This window comes from Cupriavidus sp. UME77, from assembly GCF_014170355.1.
Taxonomy (GTDB): Bacteria; Pseudomonadota; Gammaproteobacteria; order Burkholderiales; family Burkholderiaceae; genus Cupriavidus; species Cupriavidus basilensis.
In genome coordinates, this window is record NZ_LZZU01000005.1 from 24,610 (window position 1) to 51,488 (window position 26,879).

A 26,879-nucleotide genomic window follows, 5' to 3' on the forward strand; every position below is an offset into this window, starting at 1 on the left:
CCATCCTATCGGTTTGGCGGCCGGGAAACCAATCAATTCTTGCCCCGCCACACATGAGCAAAACTAATCCGTGGGTGATCATGCGGCGCCACGCGGCGCTACGTGGCGTCAGGCGTAGTCCAGCGCATCCTCGGCGGCCACCGCCATCAGCCAGCCACGGAACGCCAATGCGGCCTCGCCCAGCGCGCCGCGCGGTGCGACCAGCCACCAGCCGATGCCGGGATCATCCAGCACCGCGTCGGGCAGGGCCTGCACCAGCGCGCCGCTGGCCAGTTGCTGGGCGATCAGGCGGTGGCGGCCCATGGCGATGCCCTGGCCGGCGAGCGCTGCCTCCACCACGATGTTGTAGTCGTGCAGATGCACGGTCTGCGCCTGGCTCAGGTCCAGGCCAAAGCGGCGCGACCAGGCGTCCCACTCGAACGGCTGCCGGGCATGCGACGATAAAAACGCAAAGCGCAGCAGGTCCTGTGGCTTGGCGGGCCGGTCCGGCCCGGCGATCAGGCCGGGCACGCAGACCACCGACAGGCGCTCCGGCATGAGTTGCTGCGCCTGCACGCCCGGCCAGGCGCCGCGCCCGTAGCGGATCGCCACGTCGACCTCGCCGCCGGCCACATCGGCCAGGCCGATATCGGGCCGCAACTGCAGGTCGATGCCGGGATGCGCCAGCGAGAACGCCTGCAAGCGCGGCGCCAGCCAGCGCGTGCCAAACGACGCCAGCAGCCCCACGGTCAGCGTCGTGCGCGCCGTGCTGGGCGCCCGTACTTGCTCGGTGCCGTCGCGCAGCAGCTCGAACGCCGCGTGTACCTTGGCGTAATACGCCTGCCCCGCGGGTGTCAGCGCAACCGCGCGGGCACGCCGCTCGAACAGCGTCACGCCCAGGTCGTTCTCCAGGCGCTGGATATGGTGGCTGATGGCGCTTTGTGACACAAAAAGTTCTTGCCCCGCCAGGCTGAAGCTCAGGCGCCTGGCGGCGGCCTCGAACGCGCGCAGGGTGACGAGAGGCGGCAGGGATCGCATGGAACGCATGAGGCGGAATCAAAAGCTGAGAGGCGAGCGCGACATGCTACGCCTGGTTGCGCAGGCCTGCTGGTTCCGCCCTGCCTCAAAACGAGGCCGGCCATGCACCATTTGTAGCGCCTTATTGGTGCGCGATGCGTCCGTTACTTCATTTTTCCCGAAAAAAATACATATGTTTCATGGTTATCCATGATGGAACAGTTGTTGCTCAGTGAATAGTATTCAAACGCGATGGCCCGTCGCATGTCTGCTAAACAAGGAGCGATAAATGAAAGCTGTGAAAGCTACCTGCCTCGGATTGGCAATGCTGGGAGCGATGCTTGGCGTGGGGGCGGTCCAGGCCTCGGATGTGGCTGCCAGCCCAACGCTGGCTCGGATCAAGGAGTCGGGGACGATCACGATCGGGCATCGCACCACCTCGATCCCGTTTTCCTACTACGACAGCAACCAGAAGGTGATCGGCTACTCGCAGGACATCTGCGACAAGGTGGTGGCCGAGGTCAAGAAGCAGGCGGGGTTGGCCAAGCTTGAGGTCCGCATGGTGCCGGTCACGTCGCAGAACCGCATATCCCTGGTCCAGAACGGCACGGTCGACCTGGAGTGCGGGGTCACCACCAACCTGAAAGCGCGCCAGCAGCAGGTGGCGTTCTCGACCACCTTCTTTGTTGCCGGCACGCGCCTGCTGGTCAAGAAGGGCGGCCCGGTGCACGACTTCCCGGACCTTGGCGGCAAGGCCGTGGTCACCAACGCGGGCACCACGTCCGAGCGGATCCTGCGCAAGCTCAACGACGACAAGAAGGCCAACATCACGATCCAGAGCGCCAAGGACTACGGCGAGTCGTTCCTGATCCTGCAATCGGGCCGCGTTTCCGCCTTCATGATGGACGACGTGCTGCTGTCGGGCGCGAAAACGCTGGCGCCGAACCCGGCGGAATGGGAAGTGGTTGGCACGCCCCAGTCGTTCGAGGCCTACGGCTTCATGATGCGCAAGGACGATCCCGAGTTCAAGAAGCTGGTCGACGGCGTGATCACCGGCCTGATGAGGAGCGGCGAGATCAAGGGCCTGTACGACAAATGGTTCAGCAAGCCAGTGCCGCCAAAGAACATCAATTTCGAGTTCCCGATGAGCGCCGCGGTCAAGAAGGCTTACGACCAGCCCAACGACGAAGCGTTTGAGTAATCCCGTACCAGGAGGCGGCCACCTTGACCGTTGTCAAGAACGCCGCCACCCTGGGTGATACGGGGCAAGTGCCTTGCGTTGTGAGCGGACCGGCTGCGGCCAGGCCAGCTCGCCTGGCGCATGTCCGTCCAGCTAGCCCCGCCTGGCCGGGACATAGGCGCCGGTCTGGTGCAACTGGCCTTCGGCGAGTTCGAGCGCCTTGATCGCGCCCTTGCCCTTCTTGGCAAGCAACTGCTCGACCAGGGCTTCCGCCACCGCCACGCCGGCCGTGATGGAGGGAAAGAACGACGGGCTGTCGATGGAGAACAGCAGCGTGCAATCGGCATGCAAGGCAATCGGCGCCACCGTGCTGTCGGTCAGGGCCACCACGCGGCAGCCGGCCTCGCGCGCGGCATCGGCCACGCGGATGCTTTCCTGCGAGTAGGGCGCAAAGCTCACGACCACCACGGCATCCTTGGCCGTCAGGGCGCGCAACTCCATCTCGAGCGTGCCCGCATCGCCACGGATCAGGTGCACCGTTGGGCGAAACAGCCGATACACATAGTGCAGGGTGAACGCGATGGGGTAGCACGAGCGAAAGCCCGCCACATACACATTGGGCGCGCCGCTGAGCAGGTCGGCAGCCTGCGGCATCGACTCGGCATTGTTGGCCCCGGTCAGGTCGAGGTTGCGGTGCTGGGCGTCGAGCATTTCCGTGAGCATCCGGCTTGACCCGCTCTCGCGCACCAGCTTCTTGGCACGCTTGGCGTAGGGCTGCGGGCCGCCGCGGATCGACTCGACAAAGAGCTCGCGCAGGCCCTGCCAGCCCTCGAAGCCAAGGAACTGCGCCAGGCGCACCAGGGTGGCCGGCTGGACACCTGCATTCGCGGCAATCTTGCGCATGGACAGGATGGGAATCTCCTGCGGATGATCGAGCAGGTAGCGCGCCCCGCCCTGGAACTGCGTACTGAGTGTGGCGAAGTTCTCCCGGAGATGAACAAGTAGTTCATCCAGGCTCTGCGGCGGCATGGAGACTTCGGTAGGCATGGGTGGTGTCCTGATTGACGGATGTAACGATTGTTGCACAACTGGTCACACGACGCACTGGACGTGGCTGCGGCGCGGCGCGGTGCAGATTGAATCGAGTGAATCTCGTTCATTTGTAAAGAAACAAATGTTGCATAACCGGGCGCGCTTTCTTATACTTCGCCGGTGCCGGCAGCGCTTCATTGGCCGATCCTGCATGGATTCAGTTTCCACACCAGACATCATGACCCACGTATTCCACCGCAATCCCCGCCAGACGCTTGCCGTGGCAGTCGCCGGCAAGGGCATCGAGATCATTGACAGCAACGGCAAGCACTATATCGACGCTTCGGGTGGGGCCGCGGTGTCCTGCCTGGGCCACGGGCATCCCAGGGTGATCGAGGCGATCAAGCAGCAGGCCGACTCGCTCGCCTATGCGCATACATCGTTCTTCACCACCGAAGTGTCGGAAGAACTGGCCCGCACCTTGGCGCAAGCGGCGCCCGGCGATCTGAACCACGTCTACTTTGTCTCGGGCGGCTCGGAGGCGGTCGAGGCCGCGTTGAAGCTGGCGCGGCAGTATTTCGTGGAGATCGGGCAAACGCAGCGCCGCCACTTCATCGCGCGCCGCCAGAGCTACCACGGCAACACGCTGGGGGCGCTGGCCATTGGCGGCAATGCATGGCGCCGCGAGCCGTTCCTGCCACTGCTGGTGCCGGCGCACCATGTGGCGCCGTGCTACGCCTACCGCGACCAGGAAGCGGGCGAGACCGACCAGCAGTACGCGCAGCGCCTGGCCGACGAGCTCGAAGCCAAGATCCTCGAGCTCGGCCCGCAGAGCGTCGCCGCGTTCGTGGCGGAGACGGTGGTGGGCGCGACCGCCGGCGCGGTGCCGCCGGTGGCGGACTATCTCAGGCGCATTCGCGCCGTCTGCGACAAGTACGGCGTGCTGTTGATCCTCGACGAAATCATGTCCGGCATGGGCCGCACCGGCTACCTGTTCGCTTGCGAGGAGGATGGCGTGGTGCCCGATATCGTGACCATCGCCAAGGGCCTGGCCGCGGGCTATCAGCCGATCGGCGCGATGATATCGAGCAGCCGCATCTATGACGCGGTGGTGGGCGGCAGCGGCTTCTTCCAGCATGGTCACACGTATATCGGGCATGCCACGGCGTGCGCGGCGGCGCTGGCCGTGCAGCGCACCATCACCGGGGACCTTCTGCTGGAGAACGTGCTGGCGCGCGGCGAGCAGCTCCGCGCCCGGCTGCGCGAAACGCTGGGCGACCACCCCAACGTGGGCGACATCCGCGGCCGCGGCCTCTTTGTCGGCGTGGAGTTCGTGGCCGACCGCGAGACCAAGGCGACACTGGACCCGGCCCTGAAGATGCATGCCCGGCTCAAGTCCACCGCCATGCACAACGGGCTGCTGATCTATCCGATGGGCGGCACCGTGGATGGCGTGCGGGGCGACCACGTGCTCTTTGCGCCGCCGTTTATCTGCACGGCGCAGGATATCGACCGCATCGTCGAGCGCTTTGCCGCGTCGGTCCAGGCCGTGATGCCGGCGACCCGCGGCGCGCTCGCCTGAGCCGGGACGCCAGGCGCAAGACGGGGGGCGGCACGGCGCAACCGGCGGTCGTATTTCGTATTACCCGTACTATTTGCCGCCGACCGAATACGGCGGCATCTGGTAGCTCCACGTCTCGCTCAGCGTCTTGTCGCCGGACACCAGCGCCGCGCGCATTTCCACCACCTGCTTCGGATCCTTGACCTTGATCCGCAGGTTCAGCCGCCAGCCCTTGATGACGGGATTGGGTTCCACCACCCTGTCGATGATCTCGGCGTTGCTGCTCACGCTGACCTGCGCGCCTACCTGCGTGCCCGGGGGGAGGCTCGCCAGCACGGGGCCTTCGAAGTCGACCACGATGCCGGTGCTGCCATCCAGGTGGCGGATCAGGTTGGCCTGCGTGATTTCTCCCGCGGAGCGCAGTGTCTGCTTGACCAAGGCCAGGTCCTTGTCCATCAGGGCGCGCTCGTCAAGGGTCCAGTGCATCGTGTAGTCCGCCTTCAGGGGCTGGCCCTTGGGCGGCAACTGGTCCGGCGTCCAGAACGCGACGATGTTGTCGTTGGTTTCGTCGGGCGTGGGGATTTCCACCAGCTCGACCTTGCCTTTGCCCCAGTCGCCCTGGGGCTCGATCCAGGCGCTTGGCCGCAGGTCATAACGGTCCTTCAGGTCTTCATACGAGGAAAACTCGCGGCCCCGCTGGAGCAGGCCGAAGCCCTTGGGGTTGGTGACCTGGAAGGTGCTGATGGCGAGGTTGCGCGGATTGTTCAGCGGGCGCCATAGCCATTCGCCGCTGCCGGTATGGATGGCAAGGCCGTTGGAGTCGTGCAGGGCAGGGCGGAAGTTGTACTGGTCGCGCTGCTGGTTCGGCCCGAACAGGAACATGCTGGTCAGCGGCGCCACGCCCAGCTTGGCGACGGGGCCGCGCAGGAAAATGCGCGCCTGCACCTTGAGGACCGCATCCTCGCCGGGATAGAGATCGAAGCGGTAGGCGCCGGTGGCGCGCTGGGAATCGAGCAGCGCATAGAACACCAGGTGCTTGTCCTGTGGGTCGGGCCGCTCGATCCAGAACTCGCGGAAGGCCGGAAACTCCTCTGCGACGGGCAGCCCGGTATCGATGGCCAGGCCGCGGCTGGACAGGCCATAGACCTGGTTCTTGCCGATGACCCTGAAGTAGCTGGCGCCCAGCACGCTCATGATCTCGTCGAGCTTGTCGGCCCGGTTGATCGGGTAGAGCACCCGGAAGCCGGCATAGCCGAGGTTGCCGGTCGCGGACTTGTCCAGCTTCAGGTCGCCGAAGTCGAAGCGCGCGGGGTCGTACCTGATCTCATGGACGGCGCCGCCCACGATCTCGTTGATGCGTACCGGGCTGCCGAACTGCATGCCCTGGTGGTAGAAGCCCAGGCGGAACGGCGTGCCCTGGTCCTTCCACTCCAGGTTGTCGCGCCGGGGCTGGATCTTGATGTAGTCGGCAAACTGCATCTGGCTGAACACCGGGGGCAGGTTGCTGACCGGCGCGGCATAGGGCTTGTCGGCCAGGGTCTTGGCGCGGGGCACCACGTCGTCCAGGGAGAACGCGCTGGCCTGGCTGCCCGCCAGCAGCGCCCCGGCGGCCAGCAGCGTTGGCAAGGCGATTTGCATCTTGTTACGAAACGACGCGGCGAAGGCGGCAAGAACCACGAATCTCTCCAGAAAAACAGGTTAAGCAAGGCTGCCGCGTCACATGCTGCGGCAGCAGATAGTGTAGTGGCGGTAAACTGCGCTCGCAGTGCTGAAAGATAAACGATAGCGTATTTCGCTTCGCGTGCCTGCCAGGCAGGAAACACGCATCACCTGCGGGGCAGCCACCGTGTCGCGCCACCTGGATCACACTCAGATGAGAATGCTCTCTGCGCTGGCCCTGTCGGCCAGCCTGGTTTGTTCGCCGGTTCTTGCCGGCACCGCGCCGGCTGCCGCCGGCGACAAGAATGCCTTCGTCGCCGATCTCATAGGACGGATGACGCTGGAGGAGAAGATCGGGCAGTTGCGCCTGATCAGCATCGGCGAGGACATGCCCCAGCCCCAGTTGCTCAAGGAGATCGCGGCGGGCCGGGTAGGCGGCACGTTCAACTCGGTGACGCGCAAGGACAACCGGCCGATGCAGCAGGCGGCGGTGGAGCGCAGCCGCCTGAAGATCCCCATCTTCTTCGCCTACGACGTGGTGCACGGACAGCGCACCATCTTCCCGATCAGCCTGGGCCTGGCATCGAGCTGGGACATGGAAACCGTGGCGCAGAGCGCGCGCGTCTCGGCCATCGAAGCCAGCGCGGACGGCCTGGACATGACCTTCGCGCCGATGGTCGACATCTCGCGCGATCCGCGTTGGGGCCGCACGTCGGAAGGGTTTGGCGAGGATCCGTACCTGGTCTCGCTGTGCGCGCAGGCCAGCGTCAGGGGCTTTCAGGGGACCTCCCTGGCCAACGCAGATAGCGTGATGGCGGTGGTCAAGCACTTCGCGCTGTACGGCGCGGTGGAAGGCGGGCGCGACTACAACACGGTCGACATGAGCCCGCTGCGCATGTACCAGGACTACCTGCCGCCGTACCGCGCCGGCGTCGATGCCGGCGCCGGCGGCGTCATGATCGCGCTGAACTCGATCAACGGCGTGCCGGCCACATCCAACACATGGTTGCTGCGGGACCTGCTGCGCAAGAGCTGGGGCTTCAAAGGCATCACGGTGAGCGACCACGGGGCCATCGACGAGCTGACCAAGCATGGCGTGGCCAAGGATGCGCGCGAGTCCGCCAAGCTCGCCATCATGGCCGGCGTCGACATGAGCATGCACGACTCCGCCTACCGGGATCACTTGCCCGAGCTGGTGAAATCCGGCGAAGTGCCCATGCGCGTCATTGACGACGCGGTGCGCGAGATACTGGGCGCCAAGTACGACCTGGGACTGTTCCAGGACCCCTTCAAGCGCATCGGCGCCGCCGAGCAGGACCCGGCGGACGTCGACGCACCGAGCCGCCTGCATCGGGAGGCCGCACGCGCCGCCGCGCGCAAGTCGCTGGTGCTGCTCGAGAACCGCGAGCGCACGCTGCCGCTGAAGAAGTCCGGCACGGTCGCGGTTGTCGGGCCGCTGGCCGATGCGCCTGTCGACACCATGGGGAGCTGGTCGGCTGCCGGCAAATCCGCGCAGACGGTGACGCTGCTCCAAGGCGTGCGCGACGCGCTCGGCGGCAATGGCCGCGTGGTCTATGCCCGCGGCGCGAACGTGACCGATGACGCTGGCGTGGTCGGGTACCTGAACTTCATGAACTGGGACAAGCCCGAGATTGTCCAGGACAAGCGCGCCCCGGGAGACATGATTGCCGAAGCCGTGGCGGCAGCGCGAGGCGCCGACGTGATCGTGGTGGCCGTGGGCGAGTCGCGCGGCATGTCGCACGAAGCCTCGAGTCGTACCAGCTTGTCGCTGCCGGGCAGCCAGGAGACGCTGCTCAAGGCGCTCAAGACCACCGGCAAGCCGATGGTGGTGGTGCTGATGAACGGCCGCCCGCTCACCATCAACTGGGTGAAGGACAATGCCGACGCCGTGCTCGAGACCTGGTACGCCGGCACCGAAGGCGGCCATGCCATTGCCGACGTGCTGTTTGGCGACTACAACCCTTCGGGCAAGCTGCCCGTTTCCTTCCCGCGCTCGCTCGGGCAGATCCCCACCTACTACAACCAGTTGCGTATCGGGCGCCCGTTCGTGCCGGGCCAGCCGCCGAACTACACCTCGCAATACTTCGAGGAAACGTCCGGCCCGCTGTACCCGTTCGGCTACGGACTGAGCTATACGGATTTCAACGTGTCGGGCATCACGCTGTCGAGCCCCACCATGCAGCGCGGTGGCCGCATCGAGGCGAGCGTGACGGTGAAGAACACCGGTCAGCGCGATGGCGAAACCGTGGTCCAGCTCTATATCCAGGACGTTGCCGCATCCGTGGTGCGGCCGGTGAAGGAGCTGAAGGACTTCCACAAGCTCATGCTCAAGGCAGGCGAGGAGCGCGTCGTGCGTTTTTCCCTTGATGAGGACAAGCTGAAGTTCTTCAACGCCAGGCTGGAGTACGCCGCCGAGCCGGGGGAATTCAAGGTTCAGATCGGGCTGGATTCGCAAGCGGTGCGGGAGCAGGGCTTCGTGCTGCAGCAGGGGCAGAGGTGAGGGCTTGGGAAAGCACGTTGATTGCGCGCGCGGTCCCAGCCCGCTGGCCTGAATAGGGGTTTATGCCAGCTTTTCGCCGGCGCCGCGTTGCGGTCTACTGAAAGCGCGTTGAGACGTGGCTGGCGTGTGGAACAGATACTGCCGTGCTTTCCACAAGTGTCTAGCCGTGGATTCCTACTTCAGGAGACAACACCATGGTGACCAAGCAGGACGATGCATTCGTTTTGAAAAACCTTCTCGCGCTGGCGGCAGTGGAAGCGCTAGGCGGCGCGATTGCGCTAGGGTTCGCCTTCAACCTCCTGACCTGACTGGAATATAGCCAGGGACCATCCATACCATCCATCATTGGATAAATATTAAAGCTCCCCGGCACTGGCCTGGTTCTGGCCAGCACGCCAGGGAACTCGCCCTGACCCTGCCTCAAGGGCCAGCGCCGTCAGCTCAATTCAGGCTTCCCGGATTTTGCGCCGCAGCGCGCTGTTTGGACTTGGCCGCCCAGTACGCGCCAATCTGTTTCTGCGTGATCTCGCCCTTTTTCTTGGCGTCGATCGCGTCGAAGTTCTTGTAGACCTCGGGCATGCCCGCCTCCGCTTCCTCTTTCGTCAGCTTGCCGTCGTGATTGGTATCGGCAGCAGCGAACTTTTCCGCGAATTTTGCCTTGGCTTCCTTTGCATTCATCGGCTGCTGTTGCGCGCCGACGCTGCCGGCAGCGAAAAATGCGAGCAGCGCCAGGCTGGCCGTTGATACTAGCCGTGGAATCATTAGGGTCTCCTTCTCCTTTAGCACTTCGATGGTGAGGCCTGCCGGTCTGGCGGATGTCCGCGATCGGCGGGCCTTTGCAGGAATCGGGGAGCAATCGATCCTCCCAGATCCTTGGCTATGATCATCGTTGCCTTTCCGGTGTTCGGGTATTTAGATATTTCGGCATCCGATATTAGAATTTTCCCAATCAGGAGTGGCGAGCCCGGTAATCCCGGCCGCCATTTAAAACACGCCGGGAATGACGCGATATCGCACATTGGCCTGATACGCGCGATAGGCGGGATCCTGGCCCAGGAGCTGTTCTTCCCTGAACACCCGGCCCGTTTGCAAGGCATAAAGGCCGCCGTAGAGCAGTGCATTGCGCCAGCCGAAGTTGGCCAGCAGGAAGCCAAGGTCTGTCACCAGATAGCTGAGATAGATGGGGTGGCGCACGAGCCGGTACGCGCCGCGCGACACCACGCCGCGATTGGCGGGCAGGATGCCGAAGGAGCCGCGCAGCGATAGCTTGGCGAATAGCTGGAACAGGATGCCGGTGATTTCCAGCGTGGCGCCGACAGTCTCGGGGACAAGGCGAACGCCGGGGTCGAGCTCGATCCCGAGATAATAGAAGCTGCCGCCAATCGACAGTACAAAGCTCAAGGGGCGCATGTCGCGTTTTTCGGGGATCCGCGAGAACAGCGACAAGCCTACGGTCAGCACCGTGGCAACCACGAGCAGCAGCAAGGTGATGCGCTCGGGCGCCAGCCGCCACTGCGCGTAGGCGCTATAGGCGAACAGGCTCAGCAGCAGGGCGACGCACAGGCGCGCGGATACCTCCATCACCATCTCACGCACTTGTGGCCGGATGAATCTGGCAGTGAATCCACCAGCGTTGCGCGCATTGACCCTATTGACCCTATTGACCCCATTGGCGCTAGGCGACTTTGCGTCGCTATCGTTATGCATTCCCTGGTACCTCTCTGTTTTTATAAGGCAAGCCTGCATGACCCGGGCGAGACATCATCATGCCGCGTCGGGTGGATTCAGCGTGCCAATCATGAGCAGAGATTACGCCGGGATGCGGGTGCAACCCATATCCCCCTAACGAGGGGTCAACCTTGCGCCTCGCGTGTCAGGCGGCCACGGGCCGCGCTGGAGGGTGGCGACGGCGTGCAAGGCGGCGGGCGGGATGTGCGCCGGCCTACACCTTGTAGCCCGACGCCGCCTCGCTGATGTACTCGGCGAGCCGGCTTGCCACCGGCTGACGGCTATGGCGCGGCCGCTCCACCAGGCCGATCTCGCGGTGAAAGGTATCGTCGCCAAGCGGCAGGGCTGTCACGCCGTGCGGCCACGGGCCTTGCGCCGCCGTTTGCGGAATCAGCGCCACGCCAAGGCCGCGCGCGACCAGTTGCACGATGCCCTGCAGTTCGTCCAGCTCGATGGCGTCCTGTACCGCCAGCCGCGACTGTCGCAGAAACTGGTCGACCAGCCGGCCACCGAACGAGCTGCGGTCATAGCGGATAAAAGGCGCGGATTCCAGCGCGTCGCTCCACGCCTGGCCCGCCATCGCGGCCGGCGCCAGCAGCACGAACGGCTCCATCACCAGCGTGCGCCACTCCAGCTCCGACGGCAGCGCAAAGGGCGGCCGGATCATCACCGCGATATCGATCTCGCCCGCATCCACCTGGCCAAGCAGGTTCAGGGACACGCCCGGCACAACGCGGATCCTGCACCCGGGCAGCTCGGCGCGGAAGGCGGCCATGGCGTCGATCAGGAACGACACCTGGGCCGAGGCGATCGAGCCCACCCGCACCATGCCACTGCGCTCCGTGGCGCCGCCATGCTCGCCGATGCGCGCGTAGAGCGCCATCAGTTCCTCCGCCAGCGCGAGGGTTTCCCGGCCGGCGGCGTTCAGCCGCGCCGAGCGGCCCGTGCGGTCGAACAAGGCGAAGCCAAGCTCTTGCTCGAGGCGGTGGATCTGCGCGCTGACCGCCGACTGGGTGAGCCCGATGCGCGCGCCCGCGCTGGCAAAGGTGCCGTGCCGGGCTACGGCGATAAAGGTCTTGAATTCGCGCAGCATGATCGATTCATCAATTTTCGTGTAGCTAAGGTCAAAAATATATCGCTTTTTTTAATTGGTTGCCATGCCTAGACTTTCCCTCATTGGTTCACTGGCCGGCGCGTTGCCGGCGGCGGGCCAAGATCCGACCCACACACGACACATCGATCCCCAAGCGCCATGAGCGAAATCACTCCCGTCCTCGCCCCGTTCCACCTTGCCTTCCCCGTCCACAGCATCGCCGCCGCACGCGAGTTCTACGGCGACCTGCTGGGCTGCCCCGAAGGGCGCAGTGCGCCGGACTGGGTGGACTTCAACTTCTACGGCCACCAGATCGTGGCCCACCTGGCGCCGGAAGAAGCGGGCCACCGCCATACCAGCGCCGTGGACGGCGATGCCGTGCCGGTGCGCCACTTTGGCGTGGTGCTGCCGATGGACCAGTGGCATGTCGCCGCCGACAGGCTCAAGGCCGCCAACCTGTCGTTCATCATCGAGCCGCATATCCGCTTCAAGGGCGAGGTAGGCGAGCAGGCCACGATGTTCTTCCTCGACCCGTCGGGCAATGCGCTGGAGCTCAAGGCCTTCGCCAATATCGCTTCGCTGTTCGCCAAGTAACACCAACGTCGGATCCGCGCCAGATCCGCACCAGATCCACGTCAGACCAGAGTGAGACCGGCCACAAGGCCGGCCGCCGCACGCGGGGCAGGGCTTGCCCGCCCCGCGTGCATCGCCCCCACGCAGTAGCTGCAAGAGTTAGTCGATATGCGAAGAATCCTGGTTGCCAACCGTGGCGAGATTGCCTGCCGCATCATCCGCGCCGCGCAGGCGCTCGGCATGGAAACCGTCGCCGTGCATTCCGCCGCCGATGCCGGCGCGTTGCACTGCGAGATGGCCGACGTTGCTGTCGCGGTAGGTCCCGCGCCGGCGGCGCAGAGCTACCTGAATGTGCAAGCGGTGCTCGCCGCGGGCACGGCGCATGGCGCCGATGGCGTGCACCCAGGCTATGGTTTCCTCTCCGAGAACACCGCGTTTGCCCGTGCGGCGCAAGCGCAAGGCATGCGGTGGATCGGCCCGTCTGTCGAGTCGATCGAGAACATGGGCGACAAGAACCGCGCCCGCGATATTGCCGCCGCGTGCGGCGTGCCGGTGCTGCCCGGCAGTATCCGCTTCCTGCCCGACGACCTGTCGCGCTTGCACGCCGAGGCCCAGCGCGTTGGCTATCCCGTGCTGGTCAAAGCCGCCGGCGGTGGTGGCGGCATCGGCATGAAGCGCGTTGACGGGCCAGACACGCTGGCGGCCACGGTGGCGTCCACCCAGGCGCTGGCCCTGAAGGCCTTTGGCGACGCCAGCATCTACCTGGAGCGCTACGTGCCGCGCGCCCGGCATATCGAGGTGCAGGTGTTTGGCTTCGGTGACGGCACGGCGGTGCACCTGTTCGAGCGCGAATGCTCGGTGCAGCGCCGCTTCCAGAAGATCATTGAAGAAAGCCCGGCGCCCAATGTGCCGGCCGCCGTGCTGGCCAGCATGAGCGTGGCGGCGGTGGCGCTGGCCGCGCACCAGCGCTACAGCGGCGCGGGCACGGTCGAGTTCATCCTCGACGCGGACAGCGGCGAGTACTTCTTCCTGGAGATGAACACGCGCATCCAGGTGGAGCACGGCGTGACCGAGGCCATCACCGGCTGGGACCTGGTGCAGGCGCAGATCCGGCTCGCCGCCGGCACGCTCGCGCCTTGCGCGCAGCATGCGATCCGGCGCACCGGCGCGGCCATCGAGTGCCGGCTGTATGCCGAGAACCCGGCGCGCCATTTCATGCCATCGCCGGGGAAGCTGGCGCGCTTTTGCCTTCCGGCGGGCATGGCCGGGCTGCGCGTGGACACCGGGGTGCGCGAGGGCGATGCCATTACGCCGTTCTACGATCCAATGATCGCCAAGCTGATTGCCTATGGCACCGACCGCGAAGCCGCCATCGCCACCATGCAGGCGGCGCTCGGTGCAACCGTGATCGAAGGCATCCGGCACAACGCTGTATTCCTTGGCCGCGTGCTGGACCATGCGGACTTCCGTGCCGGCCGCGTCGATACCGGTTTTGTGGAGCGCGAACTGGCGGTGCTGGTGGGCGAGTCCGCCGCGCCGGTGGCTGTGCCCGCTCCATCCGCCGTGGAGGTGCGGGCATGATCGCGCAGGACACGCAACACGCCGCACCGGCCGCACCGGCCGCGCAAGCGTCCTGGCGGATCGCGCCGTCCGGCGATCGCTGCCTGATTGTCGAGTTCGGCACGGTGGCGGATATCGCCATCAACCGCCAAGCCTGCGCGGCAGCGGTGCGGATCGCCGCTGCGGCCTTGCCCGGCGTGACCGACATCGTGCCCGCCCTGACCACCGTGGGCGTGCACTACCAGCCCATTGCCGTGGCCCGCGTGACGGGGACCAGCGCCCCGTTCGAGGCGCTCTCGGCCATGATCGGCGAACTCGTGCGCGAAGGGCTGTCGTCAAACGCGGGCGCGCCGCTGGTGATCGATATTCCCGTCTGCTATGGCGGCGAGCACGGCCCCGACCTGGACGATGTGGCCGCCACCTGCGGCCTGTCGCCCGAGCAGGTCATCGCGCTGCATGGCGCCGAGCCGGTCGATGTGCTGATGCTGGGCTTCGCGCCGGGGCATCCCTATGTGGGCCGCTTCGATGCGCGCCTTTCGCCGCCGCGCCGCAGCACGCCGCGTACCGCGGTGGCGGCGGGCTCGATTGGCCTGGCCAATCGGCAGACCGTGATCTATCCCATGACCTTGCCGGGCGGCTGGAACCTGATCGGGCGTACGCCCGTGGCGCTGTTTGACCCACATCGCGCGTCGCCGTGCCTGCTGGCAGCCGGAGATCGTGTGCGCTTCGTGCCGATCTCTTCCGACGTATTTGAATCCATGCTGGCGGACACAGGCGTGCAACCATGAGCATCGAAGTCATCAAGCCCGGTGCGTTGAGCACCTTCCAGGATCTCGGCCGCAACGGCTACCAGCAACTTGGCGTGCCGGCCAATGGCGCCATGGACGAGCGCGCCCACCGGCTGGCGAACGCGCTGGCCGGCAACGCCGCGGCGCAAGCCACGCTGGAGATCACGCTGATGGGCCCCACGCTGCGGTTCCATGTGCCGGCCGTGATCGCGGTGTGCGGCGCGGATCTGGATGCCACGCTGGACGGCGCGCCCATGCCGATGAACCGTGCGGTGCCCGTCGCCGCAAGCGCGGTGCTGGCCTTCGGCAAGCGCCGCAGCGGCTTGCGCGCTTACCTTGCGGTGCAGGGCGGCTTTGCGCTGACGCCGGTCATGGGCAGTTGCAGCACCTTTGTGCGCGGCGGCTATGGCGGCGCGGCCGGCAAGCCGTTGCGCAAGGGCGAGCGCATTGCCTTGCGTGGCGGCGTGCCCGCACCGGTCCGCGATGCCGGTTCCCCGGCGTTTCCGGCGTTTCCGGCGTTTTCGACGTTTCCGGCCGATGTCCTCACCGCACCCGATCAGCCCCTGCGCATCGTCGCCGGGCGCGAATGGGCGTGCTTCTCCGACGCCGCCAGGCACGCGCTGGTCAGCGAGCCGTTTCGCATCGGCGCGCAATCGGACCGCATGGGCTATCGCCTGGAAGGCTCGCCGCTCGCGCTGGCCGCGCCTGCCGAGATGCTGTCCGAGGCCGTGGCCTTCGGCACGATCCAGGTGCCGCCCGACGGTCAGCCCATCGTGCTGATGGCGGACCGCCAGACCACTGGCGGCTATCCCAAGATTGCCCATGTGTGCGCGGTGGACCTGCCGCGCCTGGCGCAAAAGATGCCGGGCGAGGCGGTGCGCTTTGCCTTGATCGATCTGCGCGAAGCCCAGCGCCTTGCCATGCTGCAGGACGCGGTGTTCGAAGCGATGGATACGGCAACGGCAGGGGAGCACGCGCATGGCTGAGATCGATTTCAACAGCGATATGGGCGAGAGCTTCGGCATCTACCGCCTTGGCGACGATGCGGCCGTGCTGCCGCATGTCACCTCCGCCAACATCGCCTGCGGTTTTCACGCGGGTGATGCGCAGACCATGGCAGCCACCGTGCGCGCCGCCACTGCGCTCGGCGTCTCGCTCGGCGCGCATCCGGGCTTTCCGGATCTGCAAGGCTTTGGACGGCGCGCCATGCAGCTTGGCCGCGAGGAAATCTACAACATCACGGTCTGCCAGGTTGGCGCCCTGCAGGCGTTTGCCGCCGCGGCCGGCAGCCGGCTCGCGCATGTGAAGCCGCACGGCGCGCTGTACAACCAGGCCGCGCGCGATGACGTCATGGCGCGCGCGCTGTGCGAGGCGGTGCGCGATGTGGATCCGTCGCTGGTGTTCTACGGCCTGGCCGGCTCCGCGCTGGTCACGGCCGCGCGCGAGGCCGGGCTCGCGGTGGCGCAGGAAGTCTTTGCCGACCGCACGTATCAGGACGATGGCTCGCTGACCCCGCGCAGCCATCCCGCCGCCATGATCACCGACGTGGAGGCTTGCATCGCGCAGGTATTGCGCATGGTGCGCGACGGTGTGGTGCGCTCGCTCGGCGGCGTGGACGTGCCGGTCCGGGCGGACACGCTTTGCATCCACGGCGACCAGCCGGGCGCGGCGGGTTTTGCCCGCCGCATCCGCGCCGCGCTGGAGGCGCAGGGCATCACGGTGCGCGCACCGCAATCACGATAGCTACGGAAAAACAGAATATGCCCCACACAAAATCCCCCATATCCGTCGTGGCAGACACCGCCGGCACCCTCTGGAAGCTCGTGGCGCAGCCCGGCGAGATGCAGGTAAAGGATGCCACGCTGCTGATTATCGAATCCATGAAAATGGAAATACCGCTTGAGGCCGGATCGGCTGGCTATATCGAATCGTATTGCGTGGCCGAAGGTGAAGTGGTGGAAGAAGGCCAGGTATTGGGCAGCTTTATTCCTGTTGATTGAAATCGCGCTGTCGATAAAGCTGTAAATTCGCCGCTGACATTGATTTTGTGGCGTCGGCCGGGCCGCACGGCCTGGCTTTTTCTCAATGATCCCGTGGGTTGGGAGGTTAATCACCAGCTGGCTGCGAACGATGCCGGTTTCGGTGCGTTCCATGCCCCAGGCGGGACGATAGGTTCATTGTTGTGGTGCGGCGGGGCGCACTGAATCCCCGAGTCAGATGGCTTTTTTTAGTCAGGAATCATAACGCCCGGAATTCCGTGTTTTTAACGAAATTGACGCTGGCATGCTTGTTGCAAAGTATCCGGTGTAATCGATGAAGCATGAATCCCGGCGGCCTTTAAAGGCCCGAGATTCCCGGCAGGTGGTTAGCTCTCCGGAAATAAAAACAAGACGCGAGCCCGCCCTGTGCGCCAGCAGGTTTCAGGCACAGGGCGGCCATCGCGGCAGGTATTCGTGCTTCAGCGCTGGTTCATCCAGGGGTTTCACCACGCCTGGACTGGATTTTCTACCCCGTTGCATCCTGGAAACTGACAATATGTCCAACGCCCCCACCTCATCCCTGCCGATGCCCGACACGGCGCCGGCATCCACCCCTGCCACGGCGCCGGCAACCGGCAATGCCGTCGCCCGCAAAGCTGCCATGGCCGCCGCGGCCGGTACCGCCATCGAGTATTACGAGTTCGGCGTGTACGGCTATATGGCCTCTACCATCGGCCCGCTGTTCTTCCCTAGCGACAGCGCCACGGCTTCGCTGCTGGCCATCCTGGCCGTGTTCGGCAGCGCCTTCCTGATGCGCCCGATCGGCGGCATCGTGCTTGGGCGCCTGGGTGACCGCGTTGGCCGCCGTGCCGTGCTGCTGGTCACCGTGATTGGCATGGGCATTGCCACCGGCATCATCGGCCTGCTGCCGGTGGCCGCCAGCGCGGGCATCGTCGCGCCGCTGCTGCTGTTGGCCATCCGCCTTGCGCAGGGCTTCTTCGCCGGCGGCGAAGTCACCGGTGCGGCCGCCTATGTCGCCGAATCCGCGCCCAAGGGCAAGCGCGGCTTCTACGGCGCCTTCACGCCGGTGGGCGTGGCCGTGGGCGGCGCGCTGGCCGCGACCGTGTGCGGCATCACCACCGGCTTGCTGGAGCCCGCGCAGATGCAGGCATGGGGCTGGCGCATTCCGTTCCTGATGGCGATCCCGATGGTGGTGATCTCGTCGATGGTGCGCAAGCGCGTGGAAGAGTCCGTGGCCTTCAAGCAGTTCCAGGAACACAGCGAGCCGCCCAAGGCGCCGCTCAGGGAAGTCTTCACCGCGCATATGCCCGCCGTGGTCAAAGTGGTGCTGCTGTCCTTCGGCCAGAACGTGGGCTACTGGGTGGGGCTGGTATTCATGAACATCTACATGACCACCTATCTCAAGTACGACAAGGCAACGGTGTACTGGATCATGGCCTTCGTCAGCCTGACCATGGCCATGCTGATGCCGCTGTGGGGCGGGTTGTCCGACCGGCTCGGCCGGCGCAAGGTGCTTGCCATCGGCTTTTGTGCCTACATGGTGCTGGTATTGCCGATGATGATGCTGATGGACAATCACAGCATCGGCCTGGCCTTCCTCGCCATGATGGTGGTGGCGCTGCCCATGCCCATCGTGCAGTCCGTCGGCTACCCGACCTATGCCGAGCAGTTCCCGACTCGCGTGCGCTACACCGGCATGGCATTCAGCTTCAACATCGGCGCCATCCTCGGCGGCGGGCTTACGCCGTATGTGGCCACCGCGCTGATCGGCAGCACCGGCAACCTGCTCAGCCCGGCCTACCTGCTCATGGGTGGCGCGGCAGTCAGCCTGCTGGCTCTGCTGGGCGTGAAGGAAACCGCTCGCCAGGCCCTCGACTGATGACGGAGCGCAACCGGAGCATTGAGATGCAAGCAGGTATCCACGCCGCGGCCGGGCTTGCTTCCGGCTGGGCCGCCACGCCGGAAGGCGCCCGCGCCGGCATCCGCAGTGGCCGGTACAACGGCAATACCAGCGGCATGGCGCCCGGCCATGGACAGGGCAACCTGATGATCCTGCCCAAGGCCTGGGCCGGGGATTTTCTCGGGTACTGCCGGGCCAACCCGGTGCCATGCCCGCTGATCGGCATGACCGAAGCGGGCAGCCCGGCGGTGCCGATGCTCGGCGGCGATATCGACCTGCGCACCGATGTGCCGCGCTACCGCGTGTGGCGCCATGGCGAACTGGTGGAGGAGCGCGACGATATCAGCACGCTCTGGCAGGACGATTTCGTGGGCTTTGTGCTGGGCTGCTCGCTGTCGTTCGAGGACGCGCTGGAGCGCGCCGGCTTGCGCGTGCGGCACGTGGACGAAGGCAAGATCGTGCCGATGTACCGTACCAGCATCCAGACCACGCGCGTCGGCGCCTTCCATGGGCCGATGGTGGTGTCGATGCGGCCTTACACGCCGGAAGAGGCAGCCATCGCTTCGGCCGTGTGCGCCCGGTTGCCGGGGGCGCACGGGGCGCCGGTGCATATGGGCGACCCCGCTGCGATCGGCATCGCGGACATCGGCCGCCCGGACGAAGGCGAGCCGACCGCGATCCTGGCCGGGGAGATTCCGGTGTTCTGGGGGTGCGGGGTCACGCCGCAGGCGGCGGCCATGATGGCGCGCCCGCCGCTGTGCATCACCCATGCGCCGGGGCACATGCTGGTGTGCGACGTGCCTGCCGATGGGTTGAAGCTAGTGTAGGGCGATGGTGGCGACGGTGGCGATCGTTGCGATGGGTGCGGCTTCCAGCAACGGCGCGGGCGGCATCGGCGCTGCCCAGCGGTAGACCAGCAGGCGGCCCTTGTAGGCATCGACGCCGGGCGCGGCCACGCGGTCGAGCTTTTCCTCGCGCATCGCGAAACCCTGCTCGGCCATCTGCCGGTTGAAGGCGGGCCGGTTGCCGCGGTCGGGGTCGATGATCCAGATCTCGACCGTGGGGCTGGCATGGCGCCCGATAAAGTGGGCGAGGTTGGCATTGGCATCGCGCTCGTAGAGCAGGTCGCTGCCGATGATCAGGTCGAAATGGCCGTGGACGCCGGCGGGGGAGGGGCCGGCGCCAGCAGGGGTATCTTGCTCGTGCTCCGCGGCGCTCCAGTGCCCGTGCCGGTACTTCATTGGCGCGAGGTCATTCAGGCGTACGTTCTCCGCGAGGAAGGCGGCGGCCATCGGATGGCAGTCGCTGGCGGTCACGTCGGCACCCCTGCGGTGCCCCACCAGGCTGGCCAGCCCCAGCCCGCAGCCGATTTCCAGCACCCGCTCGGTGGGGTCCACCGGCCGCAGCGCCATGCGCGCGGCCAGGTGCGCGCCGGACGGCCACAGCAGCCCGAACAGCGGCCACATGGCGGAAGAAATGCCCATGCGTTCGGCTTCGCCGAGGGGGTCGGAGTACTGCTGCTTGTCCAGCAAGGAGCGAATGACCAGGTCGGCGACGCCGGTCACGGCGATGCTCTCTTGCTTGGTTTGGTAGCCGGGCATCGAGGGGGGAAGCCAGAACGCCGGCTTCGCAATAGGAGGGAATCGACCAGTATGCCCGAAAACCCCTGCGCAAGCCTGGAATCTGAGGCTAAATGCGTTGAAATGAAGCGAAACCGCCAGGAAGAGGGCTTGGGCAGGCGCCGCCGCGGGCAGGAAGTGCGGCATTCGCCTGACGCGGCGCTCCGTTCTTGCCGCCACCCGCGCCGTGCGAGAATTCGCGATAAGCAAAATAGCGGAAATCTCGATCCGCCTATTCTCGGAGATTATCGCGGTGAGCATTCCATCGATCCCATCCAGCGCATCCATCCGCAAGCGCCTTCGCATGCGGCACCTGCAACTGATGCTGGCGCTCTCGGAGTCGCCCTCGCTGCGCCAGGCGGCCGAAGGACTGGCCCTGACCCAGCCGGCCGCTACCAAGTCCCTTCAGGAGCTGGAAGACGTGCTCGGCGTATCGCTCTTTACGCGCCACGCACGCGGGCTGGACCCGACGGTATCGGGCAAGGCGGTGATGCGCTACGCGCGGGTGGTCTTTGCCGACATGGATGAACTGCGCGAGGAGCTTGTCGCCATCCAGGCCGGCGATGTGGGCAAGGTGCGCGTGGGCGCGGTGATGGCGCCGGCGCCGGACCTGCTCACCCACGTGATCGTCAAGCTCAAGCAAGCGCATCCGCGCTTGCACATCATCGTGCAGATCGATACCAGCGACGTGCTGGTGCACGCGCTGCAGCAGGACCAGATCGATATCGTGCTGGGCCGCATCCCCGATGGCTGGCCGTCGGAGGAGTTGTCGTTCGAGACGCTGGGGGAAGAGGCGCTGTCGATCGTCACCCGCGTGGGGCATCCGGCGGCGGAGCGCGGCAAACTGAAGCTGGCCGCGCTGACGGAGTACGCGTGGATCATCCAGCCGCACCCTAGCCCGATGCGCCAGATCATCGACCAGACCTTCCGCGAGAATCGCGTGCCGCCGCCGGTGAGCACGGTGGAGACCTCGTCGATCCTCACCACGCTGTCCGTGCTGCGCGAATCCGACATGCTCGCCGTGCTGCCCACCTCGGTGGCCCGCTACTACGAAGACCTGAACATGATCGCCACGCTGCCGGTCGCGTTGCATGGCCGGCTTGCGCCTTACGGGCTGGTGCTGCGCAAGAGCCGTCCGCCCACGCCTGCCATGCAGCTTGTCATCGACATGCTGCGCGCGGGCGGAGCGACGGCAACGGGCGGCATGGAAGACAAGGGCGGGGTGGCCACCGTCAAGCCTTAGTCCAGCCCTGTCCCGCGCCCTCAATCCCGCGCCCTCAATCCCGCGCCCTCAATCGGCGGAGATCTTGGCCTTGCGGACCACTTCGCCGTAACGGACCATCCGGTCGGCCATCATGCGTTCGAAGGCGGCCGGTGCCATCTCCTCGGGCGGGAACACGCCGCGCGCGCGCAGCGCCGTCTGCATGGCGGGGTCGCTGGCAGCCTGGCGCACCGCCTGGTAGAGCTTCTGCACCACCGGCTCGGGCGTGCCGGCAGGTGCGGCAATGCCTGTCCAGGAGCTCAGGTTGAGCTGCGGATAGCCCAGCTCGGCCATGGTCGGCACGTCGGGCAGCTGCGGCAGGCGCTGCTCGGAAGCCACCGCCAGCGCACGCACCTTTCCTTCCTTGATGTAGGGCAGCATGATGACCAGGTTGTCGAGGATGAACTGGACCTCATTGCTCAGCACGGCCGTGATCAGGTGCGTGCCGCCGCGATAGGGGATGTGCGTGGCGTAGATGCCGGTGCTGGCCTTGAGCATTTCCACATTCAGCTGGCCCATGCTGCCAACGCCGCCGCTGCCGTAGTCGAGCTTGCCCGGGTTCTTCTTGGCGTAGGCCAGGAACTCCGCGAAAGTCCGCACCGGCAGGCTTGCATGCACCACCAGGGCGTTGGGCTGGCGGCCCAGGATGGCGATGTTCTCGAAATCCTTGATCGGGTCATAGCCCAGCTTTGGCTGGGTCAGCGGGTTGGCCAGGTGGCTGCTCTGGGAGGACACCACCAGCGTATAGCCATCGGGCTTGCTGCGCGCCACCGATTGCGTGGCGACCGAGCCGCCCGCGCCCGGGCGGTTGTCGACGACCACCGGCACGCCGAGGATGCGCGACAGCGGCTCCGAGTACTGGCGGGCCATGATGTCCACCGAACCACCGGGCGGGAAGGGCACCACCAGCGTGATGGGGCGCGACGGATAGGCGCCCTGCGCTTGCGCTTGCGCGGCCAGCGGCGCGGCACACGCGAGCGCGGCTACGCTGAGGCCGGTGCGGAGGAAATGGCGGCGAGAGAATGGCACGTTCGGCATGGCAGTGTGGTGACAGTAGTTAGAAATCGGGTGCGGGCGCAGTGCGCCGGCTCAGCGCAGGGCGAGGATGGCCAGCGCCACCGCCTGCGCGCGTGGCACGAAGGTGGCAAGCTCGGAGTACTCGCGCACGGTGTGCGCATGGCCGCCCACCGGGCCGGTGCCACACAGCGTGGGCGTACCCACCGAGGACGTGAGCCCGCTATCGGCTGCACCGCCGGTGAACTCGCCGTCTACCGTGAAGCCCAGGCGCTGCGCGCCGCGCTGGTACAGCGCCAGCAGGTCCGCGGGCGTCTGAGTCATCGGCCGGGTGCGGCGCATCTCGGTGATCCTGCCCTTGGTGCGCGGCAACGATTCGGCCTCGATGATCGCGCGCACCTGCTCGACCAGCGCTTCGATGTCCGTGTCGGTGGTAAAGCGCACGTCGAGCTCGGCCTGCGCCAGTGGCGCCACCATATTGGGCACGATGCCGCCCTTCACACAGCCCACATTGGTGGTGATGCCCTGCTCGGCGTCCGTCAGCGCATGCAGCGCCAGGATCTTGCGTGCGAGCGCGTCGATCGCGCTGGCGCCCTGGGCATGGTTGACCCCGGCGTGCGCGGCCACGCCCTCCACCTCGAACTCCACCACCATCGACCCCTTGCGCCCTGTGACCAGGTTGCCGCTGACGCGGCCGGGCTCGGCGTTGAACACGGCGCGCGCGCCGCGCGCCACGTCCATGATCCGTTCGCGGGTGGCGCCGGAACCGATCTCCTCGTCGCAGGAAAAGAACAGGCGCACCGGCAAGGCGTTGCCGCCGCAGCGCGCCAGGGCCTCGGCCACGAACACATTCATCACCAGGCCGGACTTCATGTCGGCCACGCCGGGCCCGTAGGCAAGCCCGTCCTCCACGCGGAAGGGACGGCGCGCCGCCGTGCCGGCCGGAAATACGGTGTCCATATGGCCCATCAGCAGGATTGGCGCGCCATCGCCGGCACCAGGCACCAGCGCATCCAGGCACACGCCATAGCCGGGCACGGCATGCAGCGTGACCGCAATGCCGGCGGCCTCCAGGTGCGCGCGCAGGACCTCTGCCACGGCCGTCACGCCGGCTTCCTGCCGGCTGCCGCTGTCGATGTCGACAATGCGCTGCAAGAGCGCCTGCATTTCAGCCTGCTGGCCGCCCAGCCAATCGATCACCCCGCTTGCCGCCTGGGCATGCATGTCGCTATCCGCTGCGTTGTCCGCCATATACCGCTTGCTCCTTGCTTGATGTAGGACTGAATCGTTCATTGCAAAAGTGATATGATCATGCAATACGCATTGCAACGTGTCAACACCATGAAACATGCCCAGGAGACTCCCTCACGTGACGCTACCTTGCTCGAGCGCCTTGCGCGCGAGGCGGCCACGCTGACGGCCCGCGAGCGCACCTTGGCCGATGCGCTGGGCCGCGACTATCCGCATGCGCTGCTGGAATCGGCCACCGCGCTGGCTGCCCAGCACGGCACGAGCGCTTCCACGGTGGTGCGGCTGTTCGCCAAGCTGGGCTATGCCAGCTATGGCGATGCCCAGCGCGAGGCGCGGGCCAGCGTGACGGCGCTGCTGCCCACCGCCGGCCAGCGCGCGCCGGCCACGATCGGTGGCAAGCGCACCCTGCGCGCTTGCGTGGACGATGCGCTGCTGCATGATCAACACAACCTGTCGGCCACCCACGAAGGGCTGGACATGGCCGCCTTCGAGGCGATCGCGCGCCTGCTGGCAGAGCCGCGCGGGCGGCTGTTCGTGCTGGCGCAGAAAAACAGCGCGCCCGTGGGCGCCTGGCTGGCGTTGCATCTGAATATGTGCCGGCCACAGGTCCAGGAACTGGGCGCGGGCGCGGTGACGGCCACGGATGCCATGCTGTGGGTGGAGCCGGAAGATGTGCTGCTGACTTTCAGTATCCGGCGGTATTCCAGCGCACCGGTGAGCATCGCGCGCGCCTTCCGCGAGCGCGGTGCGCGCGTGATCGCGATTTGCGACAGTCCGGCCGCGCCACTGGTGCCGCTGTCGGATCACCATCTGTTGGTGCGCACGGCCAATGCGTCGCCTTTCGACTCTTATACGGCGGCTTTCTTCCTGTGTAATGCGCTGGTCTCGGCGGTTGCACAGTTGCGACAGCCGGCCGTCATCAAGGCGCTGCAACGGCGCGATGCGCTATGGGAGGCTTTTGAAGCGGATCCTGTCGAGGGTTTGAGGCGGGGGTAGGGGTTTCGGTCTGGGTACGATTTTGCTGCTTGTCTCCCCGCGTCAGCGGGGCCACAGTCAGCGGGGCCACAGTCAGCGGGGATACAAACTGCCCCCCCCCTAAAGTCCCGCATTCACTCAAACCACCCCATCTTCCAACGTGACCAACTGAGCGCCATCCTGCACCTGGTCGCCGATACCATAAAGCACCTCCTGCACCACGCCGTCGGCCGGCGCGGTCAGGGTGTGCTCCATTTTCATGGCTTCCATCACGATCAGCGGATCGCCCTTGCCAATGACGGTGCCGGCCTTGACCATCACCGCGATGATGCGGCCTGGCATCGGCGCTACCAGCTTGCCGCCTTCGGCGTCGGCGCTGCCCGCATGGGCTAGCGGATCGATGACTTCCAGCCGGGCTTGCTGCTTGCCGCTAAACACGTAGAGCGCGTCGCCTTCGATATGGGTGTTGCCCTTGACCGTGCGCTCGCCCAGGTCGAGTGTGTGGCTGCCGGCCAGGCTGGCGGCGTGGAAGGGCAGGGTCTGCTCGCCTACCCTCAGCCATTGCTTGCCGCCATCGCTGCGCAGGCTGGCCAGCGTTTCGCCTTCGCCGGTGCGCAGGCGGAACTGGCTGGTGGCGTCTGCGTTCAGGCGCCATGCGCCGGCGTTCTGCCAGGGCGAGTGCGCGTCGGCCGGGTCCACGCGGCGCGCGCGGGTTTGTGCATCCACCAACGCCGCCACGGCCAGCGCAATGACGTCGGTGCTCACCTTCGCGGGCGGCGGGAATAGTGCTGCCTGGTTGCGCTCGATCAGGCCGGTGTCGAGGTCCGCCGTGCGGAACGCCTGCGACGTCACCAGCCGCTGCAGGAAGACGATATTGGTCGACAGGCCCACCACGTGATACTCGGCCAGCGCCTGCGCCATGCGCGCCAGCGCTTCCTCGCGGTCGCGGCCCCACACGATCAGCTTGGCGATCATGGGGTCGTAGTACGGGCTGATGGTGTCGCCCTCGCGCACGCCGGAGTCGATACGCACGCCGGCCGGGCCATTGCCGTCCTGGCCCAGCGCGAACGTGACCGCTGCCGGTGTGCGCAGGTAGCGCAGCGTGCCGGTGGAGGGCAGGAAGCCCTTGTCGGGGTTTTCGGCGTAGACGCGGGCTTCCAGTGCATGGCCGTGGATTTGAAGCTGATCTTGCCTGAGCGGCAACGGCTCGCCCGAGGCCACGCGCAGTTGCCACTCCACCAGGTCCTGCCCGGTGATCATCTCGGTGACCGGGTGCTCCACCTGCAGGCGGGTGTTCATCTCCATGAAGTAGAACGAGCCGTCCTGGTTGGCGATGAATTCCACCGTGCCGGCGCCGACGTAGCCCACCGCCTGCGCGGCGGCAACGGCGGCTTCGCCCATTGCGCGCCGGCGTTCCTCGCTCATGCCGGGGGCCGGCGCTTCTTCCAGCACCTTCTGGTGGCGGCGCTGCACCGAGCAGTCGCGCTCGAACAGGTAGACGCAGTTGCCGTGCGTGTCGGCAAAGACCTGGATCTCGATATGGCGGGGGCGGGTCAGGTATTTCTCGACCAGCACGCGGTCGTCGCCGAAGCTGGCGCTGGCCTCGCGCTGCACGGACGCCAGCGCCGCTTCGAAGCCTTCGCTGGCTTCCACCACGCGCATGCCCTTGCCGCCGCCGCCGGCGCTGGCCTTGAGCAGCACGGGGTAGCCGATGCGGTCGGCTTCGCGGTGCAGCAGGGCGGGATCCTGATCTTCGCCGTGGTAGCCGGGCACCAGCGGCACCGCAGCCGCCTCCATCAGGCGCTTGGCCGCGCTTTTGCTGCCCATGGCGCGGATGCTGGATGCCGGCGGGCCGATAAAGACGAGGCCGGCTTCGGCGCAAGCGTCTGCGAAGCCGTCGTTTTCAGAGAGGAAGCCGTAGCCGGGATGGATGGCCTGCGCGCCGGTGGCCTTGGCCATCTCGATGATGTGGTCGCCGCGCAGGTAACTGTCGCGCGCTGCCGCGCCGCCGATATGCACGGCCTCGTCGCACAGGGCCACGTGGCGCGCGTTGGCGTCGGCGTCGGAGTAGACGGCTACCGTGCGGATGCCGAGGCGGCGGCAGGTGGCTGCCACGCGGCAGGCGATTTCGCCGCGATTGGCGATCAGGATCTTGTTGAACATGACTG

23 protein-coding genes are annotated in these 26,879 nt (G+C 66.3%); 13 read left to right on the forward strand and 10 right to left on the reverse strand.

Going from position 1 to position 26,879, the window contains the following annotated elements; translation table 11 throughout:
* Positions 1-108: 108 nt before the first annotated feature.
* Positions 109-1,026, reverse strand: a complete 918-nt coding sequence (locus A9975_RS01290) for a LysR substrate-binding domain-containing protein (RefSeq protein WP_183031054.1) — start codon at positions 1,024-1,026, stop codon at positions 109-111.
* Positions 1,027-1,285: 259 nt separating this feature from the next.
* Here A9975_RS01290 and A9975_RS01295 point away from each other — a divergent pair, with 259 nt between their 5' ends.
* Positions 1,286-2,197 carry a glutamate/aspartate ABC transporter substrate-binding protein gene (locus A9975_RS01295; protein ID WP_183031055.1) on the forward strand — a complete coding sequence of 304 codons (912 nt, stop codon included), beginning with the start codon at positions 1,286-1,288 and terminating at the stop codon, positions 2,195-2,197.
* 132 nt (positions 2,198-2,329) lie between these two features.
* Here A9975_RS01295 and A9975_RS01300 read toward each other — a convergent pair whose 3' ends face one another.
* Positions 2,330-3,223, reverse strand: a complete 894-nt coding sequence (locus tag A9975_RS01300) for a MurR/RpiR family transcriptional regulator (RefSeq protein ID WP_183031056.1) — start codon at positions 3,221-3,223, stop codon at positions 2,330-2,332.
* Positions 3,224-3,446: 223 nt separating this feature from the next.
* Here A9975_RS01300 and A9975_RS01305 point away from each other — a divergent pair, with 223 nt between their 5' ends.
* Positions 3,447-4,790 carry an aspartate aminotransferase family protein gene (locus A9975_RS01305; protein WP_183031057.1) on the forward strand — a complete coding sequence of 448 codons (1,344 nt, stop codon included), beginning with the start codon at positions 3,447-3,449 and terminating at the stop codon, positions 4,788-4,790.
* A 69-nt stretch (positions 4,791-4,859) separates the two neighbouring features.
* Here the strand turns inward: A9975_RS01305 and A9975_RS01310 are convergent, their stop codons facing one another.
* Positions 4,860-6,407, reverse strand: coding sequence for a glucan biosynthesis protein G (locus A9975_RS01310; protein WP_183031140.1), 1,548 nt, complete (start codon positions 6,405-6,407; stop codon positions 4,860-4,862).
* 241 nt (positions 6,408-6,648) lie between these two features.
* On the opposite strand from A9975_RS01310, the gene bglX reads away from it, so the two are divergent.
* The gene (gene bglX / locus A9975_RS01315) at positions 6,649-8,949 is read left to right on the forward strand and encodes a beta-glucosidase BglX (protein WP_183031141.1); all 2,301 of its coding nucleotides are present in this window, start codon (positions 6,649-6,651) and stop codon (positions 8,947-8,949) included.
* Positions 8,950-9,390: 441 nt separating this feature from the next.
* On the opposite strand, the gene A9975_RS01320 is transcribed toward bglX, so the two are convergent.
* The 3 genes from A9975_RS01320 to A9975_RS01330 all read right to left on the reverse strand — a co-directional run bounded on the left by A9975_RS01320 (position 9,391) and on the right by A9975_RS01330 (position 11,770).
* A complete protein-coding gene (locus A9975_RS01320; protein WP_183031142.1) occupies positions 9,391-9,711 on the reverse strand; it encodes a calcium-binding protein in 321 nt (106 codons plus the stop codon).
* A gap of 222 nt (positions 9,712-9,933) precedes the next feature.
* Complete coding sequence (locus A9975_RS01325; RefSeq protein WP_309403563.1) at positions 9,934-10,530, reverse strand: DUF1295 domain-containing protein; 597 nt, start codon at positions 10,528-10,530, stop codon at positions 9,934-9,936.
* 361 nt (positions 10,531-10,891) lie between these two features.
* Positions 10,892-11,770 (reverse strand): LysR family transcriptional regulator, encoded by an 879-nt coding sequence (locus A9975_RS01330; protein WP_150986183.1) that lies wholly within the window; start codon positions 11,768-11,770, stop codon positions 10,892-10,894.
* A 159-nt stretch (positions 11,771-11,929) separates the two neighbouring features.
* Between A9975_RS01330 and A9975_RS01335 the strand changes: the two genes are divergently transcribed.
* The 8 genes from A9975_RS01335 to A9975_RS01370 all read left to right on the forward strand — a co-directional run bounded on the left by A9975_RS01335 (position 11,930) and on the right by A9975_RS01370 (position 19,418).
* The gene (locus A9975_RS01335; RefSeq protein ID WP_150986184.1) at positions 11,930-12,364 is read left to right on the forward strand and encodes a VOC family protein; all 435 of its coding nucleotides are present in this window, start codon (positions 11,930-11,932) and stop codon (positions 12,362-12,364) included.
* A 147-nt stretch (positions 12,365-12,511) separates the two neighbouring features.
* The gene (locus A9975_RS01340) at positions 12,512-13,924 is read left to right on the forward strand and encodes an acetyl/propionyl/methylcrotonyl-CoA carboxylase subunit alpha (protein WP_183031059.1); all 1,413 of its coding nucleotides are present in this window, start codon (positions 12,512-12,514) and stop codon (positions 13,922-13,924) included.
* Positions 13,921-14,691 (forward strand): 5-oxoprolinase subunit PxpB, encoded by a 771-nt coding sequence (pxpB, locus tag A9975_RS01345; protein WP_183031060.1) that lies wholly within the window; start codon positions 13,921-13,923, stop codon positions 14,689-14,691. The genes A9975_RS01340 and pxpB overlap by 4 nt, the downstream gene beginning before the upstream one ends.
* Positions 14,688-15,677, forward strand: coding sequence for a biotin-dependent carboxyltransferase family protein (locus A9975_RS01350; protein ID WP_183031061.1), 990 nt, complete (start codon positions 14,688-14,690; stop codon positions 15,675-15,677). The genes pxpB and A9975_RS01350 overlap by 4 nt, the downstream gene beginning before the upstream one ends.
* Positions 15,670-16,434: a LamB/YcsF family protein gene (locus A9975_RS01355; RefSeq protein ID WP_183031062.1), complete on the forward strand. Its 765-nt coding sequence runs from the start codon at positions 15,670-15,672 to the stop codon at positions 16,432-16,434. Before A9975_RS01350 ends, A9975_RS01355 begins: the two co-directional genes overlap by 8 nt.
* 17 nt (positions 16,435-16,451) lie before the next feature.
* Positions 16,452-16,691 carry an acetyl-CoA carboxylase biotin carboxyl carrier protein subunit gene (locus A9975_RS01360; protein WP_183031063.1) on the forward strand — a complete coding sequence of 80 codons (240 nt, stop codon included), beginning with the start codon at positions 16,452-16,454 and terminating at the stop codon, positions 16,689-16,691.
* A gap of 535 nt (positions 16,692-17,226) precedes the next feature.
* Complete coding sequence (locus tag A9975_RS01365; RefSeq protein ID WP_183031064.1) at positions 17,227-18,570, forward strand: MFS transporter; 1,344 nt, start codon at positions 17,227-17,229, stop codon at positions 18,568-18,570.
* 20 nt (positions 18,571-18,590) lie between these two features.
* The gene (locus A9975_RS01370) at positions 18,591-19,418 is read left to right on the forward strand and encodes a putative hydro-lyase (protein WP_370563674.1); all 828 of its coding nucleotides are present in this window, start codon (positions 18,591-18,593) and stop codon (positions 19,416-19,418) included.
* On the opposite strand, the gene A9975_RS01375 is transcribed toward A9975_RS01370, so the two are convergent.
* Positions 19,410-20,192, reverse strand: coding sequence for a methyltransferase (locus tag A9975_RS01375; protein ID WP_255503002.1), 783 nt, complete (start codon positions 20,190-20,192; stop codon positions 19,410-19,412). The two genes, A9975_RS01370 and A9975_RS01375, sit on opposite strands and share 9 nt — an antisense overlap.
* A 322-nt stretch (positions 20,193-20,514) precedes the next feature.
* Here A9975_RS01375 and A9975_RS01380 point away from each other — a divergent pair, with 322 nt between their 5' ends.
* Positions 20,515-21,453: a LysR family transcriptional regulator gene (locus A9975_RS01380; RefSeq protein ID WP_183031143.1), complete on the forward strand. Its 939-nt coding sequence runs from the start codon at positions 20,515-20,517 to the stop codon at positions 21,451-21,453.
* 48 nt (positions 21,454-21,501) lie between these two features.
* On the opposite strand, the gene A9975_RS01385 is transcribed toward A9975_RS01380, so the two are convergent.
* Together A9975_RS01385 and A9975_RS01390 are read right to left on the reverse strand one after the other, a co-directional pair.
* Positions 21,502-22,509: a tripartite tricarboxylate transporter substrate binding protein gene (locus A9975_RS01385; RefSeq protein ID WP_183031066.1), complete on the reverse strand. Its 1,008-nt coding sequence runs from the start codon at positions 22,507-22,509 to the stop codon at positions 21,502-21,504.
* 51 nt (positions 22,510-22,560) lie between these two features.
* Positions 22,561-23,736: a M20 family metallopeptidase gene (locus tag A9975_RS01390; RefSeq protein ID WP_255503003.1), complete on the reverse strand. Its 1,176-nt coding sequence runs from the start codon at positions 23,734-23,736 to the stop codon at positions 22,561-22,563.
* A 90-nt stretch (positions 23,737-23,826) separates the two neighbouring features.
* Between A9975_RS01390 and A9975_RS01395 the strand changes: the two genes are divergently transcribed.
* Positions 23,827-24,732 (forward strand): MurR/RpiR family transcriptional regulator, encoded by a 906-nt coding sequence (locus tag A9975_RS01395; RefSeq protein WP_183031067.1) that lies wholly within the window; start codon positions 23,827-23,829, stop codon positions 24,730-24,732.
* Between the two features lie 117 nt (positions 24,733-24,849).
* Here A9975_RS01395 and A9975_RS01400 read toward each other — a convergent pair whose 3' ends face one another.
* Positions 24,850-26,874 carry an acetyl/propionyl/methylcrotonyl-CoA carboxylase subunit alpha gene (locus A9975_RS01400; RefSeq protein ID WP_183031068.1) on the reverse strand — a complete coding sequence of 675 codons (2,025 nt, stop codon included), beginning with the start codon at positions 26,872-26,874 and terminating at the stop codon, positions 24,850-24,852.
* Positions 26,875-26,879: the final 5 nt, after the last annotated feature.

What these genes read in the sequence shown, in the direction of transcription:
- A9975_RS01290 (WP_183031054.1), bottom strand. Translation starts at nt 1,026, where the DNA reads ATGCGTTCCATGCGATCCCTGCCGCCTCTCGTCACCCTGCGCGCGTTC.
- A9975_RS01295 (WP_183031055.1), top strand. Translation starts at nt 1,286, where the DNA reads ATGAAAGCTGTGAAAGCTACCTGCCTCGGATTGGCAATGCTGGGAGCG.
- A9975_RS01300 (WP_183031056.1), bottom strand. Translation starts at nt 3,223, where the DNA reads ATGCCTACCGAAGTCTCCATGCCGCCGCAGAGCCTGGATGAACTACTT.
- A9975_RS01305 (WP_183031057.1), top strand. Translation starts at nt 3,447, where the DNA reads ATGACCCACGTATTCCACCGCAATCCCCGCCAGACGCTTGCCGTGGCA.
- A9975_RS01310 (WP_183031140.1), bottom strand. Translation starts at nt 6,407, where the DNA reads ATGCAAATCGCCTTGCCAACGCTGCTGGCCGCCGGGGCGCTGCTGGCG.
- bglX (WP_183031141.1), top strand. Translation starts at nt 6,649, where the DNA reads ATGCTCTCTGCGCTGGCCCTGTCGGCCAGCCTGGTTTGTTCGCCGGTT.
- A9975_RS01320 (WP_183031142.1), bottom strand. Translation starts at nt 9,711, where the DNA reads ATGATTCCACGGCTAGTATCAACGGCCAGCCTGGCGCTGCTCGCATTT.
- A9975_RS01325 (WP_309403563.1), bottom strand. Translation starts at nt 10,530, where the DNA reads ATGGAGGTATCCGCGCGCCTGTGCGTCGCCCTGCTGCTGAGCCTGTTC.
- A9975_RS01330 (WP_150986183.1), bottom strand. Translation starts at nt 11,770, where the DNA reads ATGCTGCGCGAATTCAAGACCTTTATCGCCGTAGCCCGGCACGGCACC.
- A9975_RS01335 (WP_150986184.1), top strand. Translation starts at nt 11,930, where the DNA reads ATGAGCGAAATCACTCCCGTCCTCGCCCCGTTCCACCTTGCCTTCCCC.
- A9975_RS01340 (WP_183031059.1), top strand. Translation starts at nt 12,512, where the DNA reads ATGCGAAGAATCCTGGTTGCCAACCGTGGCGAGATTGCCTGCCGCATC.
- pxpB (WP_183031060.1), top strand. Translation starts at nt 13,921, where the DNA reads ATGATCGCGCAGGACACGCAACACGCCGCACCGGCCGCACCGGCCGCG.
- A9975_RS01350 (WP_183031061.1), top strand. Translation starts at nt 14,688, where the DNA reads ATGAGCATCGAAGTCATCAAGCCCGGTGCGTTGAGCACCTTCCAGGAT.
- A9975_RS01355 (WP_183031062.1), top strand. Translation starts at nt 15,670, where the DNA reads ATGGCTGAGATCGATTTCAACAGCGATATGGGCGAGAGCTTCGGCATC.
- A9975_RS01360 (WP_183031063.1), top strand. Translation starts at nt 16,452, where the DNA reads ATGCCCCACACAAAATCCCCCATATCCGTCGTGGCAGACACCGCCGGC.
- A9975_RS01365 (WP_183031064.1), top strand. Translation starts at nt 17,227, where the DNA reads ATGTCCAACGCCCCCACCTCATCCCTGCCGATGCCCGACACGGCGCCG.
- A9975_RS01375 (WP_255503002.1), bottom strand. Translation starts at nt 20,192, where the DNA reads ATGCCCGGCTACCAAACCAAGCAAGAGAGCATCGCCGTGACCGGCGTC.
- A9975_RS01380 (WP_183031143.1), top strand. Translation starts at nt 20,515, where the DNA reads ATGCGGCACCTGCAACTGATGCTGGCGCTCTCGGAGTCGCCCTCGCTG.
- A9975_RS01385 (WP_183031066.1), bottom strand. Translation starts at nt 22,509, where the DNA reads ATGCCGAACGTGCCATTCTCTCGCCGCCATTTCCTCCGCACCGGCCTC.
- A9975_RS01390 (WP_255503003.1), bottom strand. Translation starts at nt 23,736, where the DNA reads ATGGCGGACAACGCAGCGGATAGCGACATGCATGCCCAGGCGGCAAGC.
- A9975_RS01395 (WP_183031067.1), top strand. Translation starts at nt 23,827, where the DNA reads ATGAAACATGCCCAGGAGACTCCCTCACGTGACGCTACCTTGCTCGAG.
- A9975_RS01400 (WP_183031068.1), bottom strand. Translation starts at nt 26,874, where the DNA reads ATGTTCAACAAGATCCTGATCGCCAATCGCGGCGAAATCGCCTGCCGC.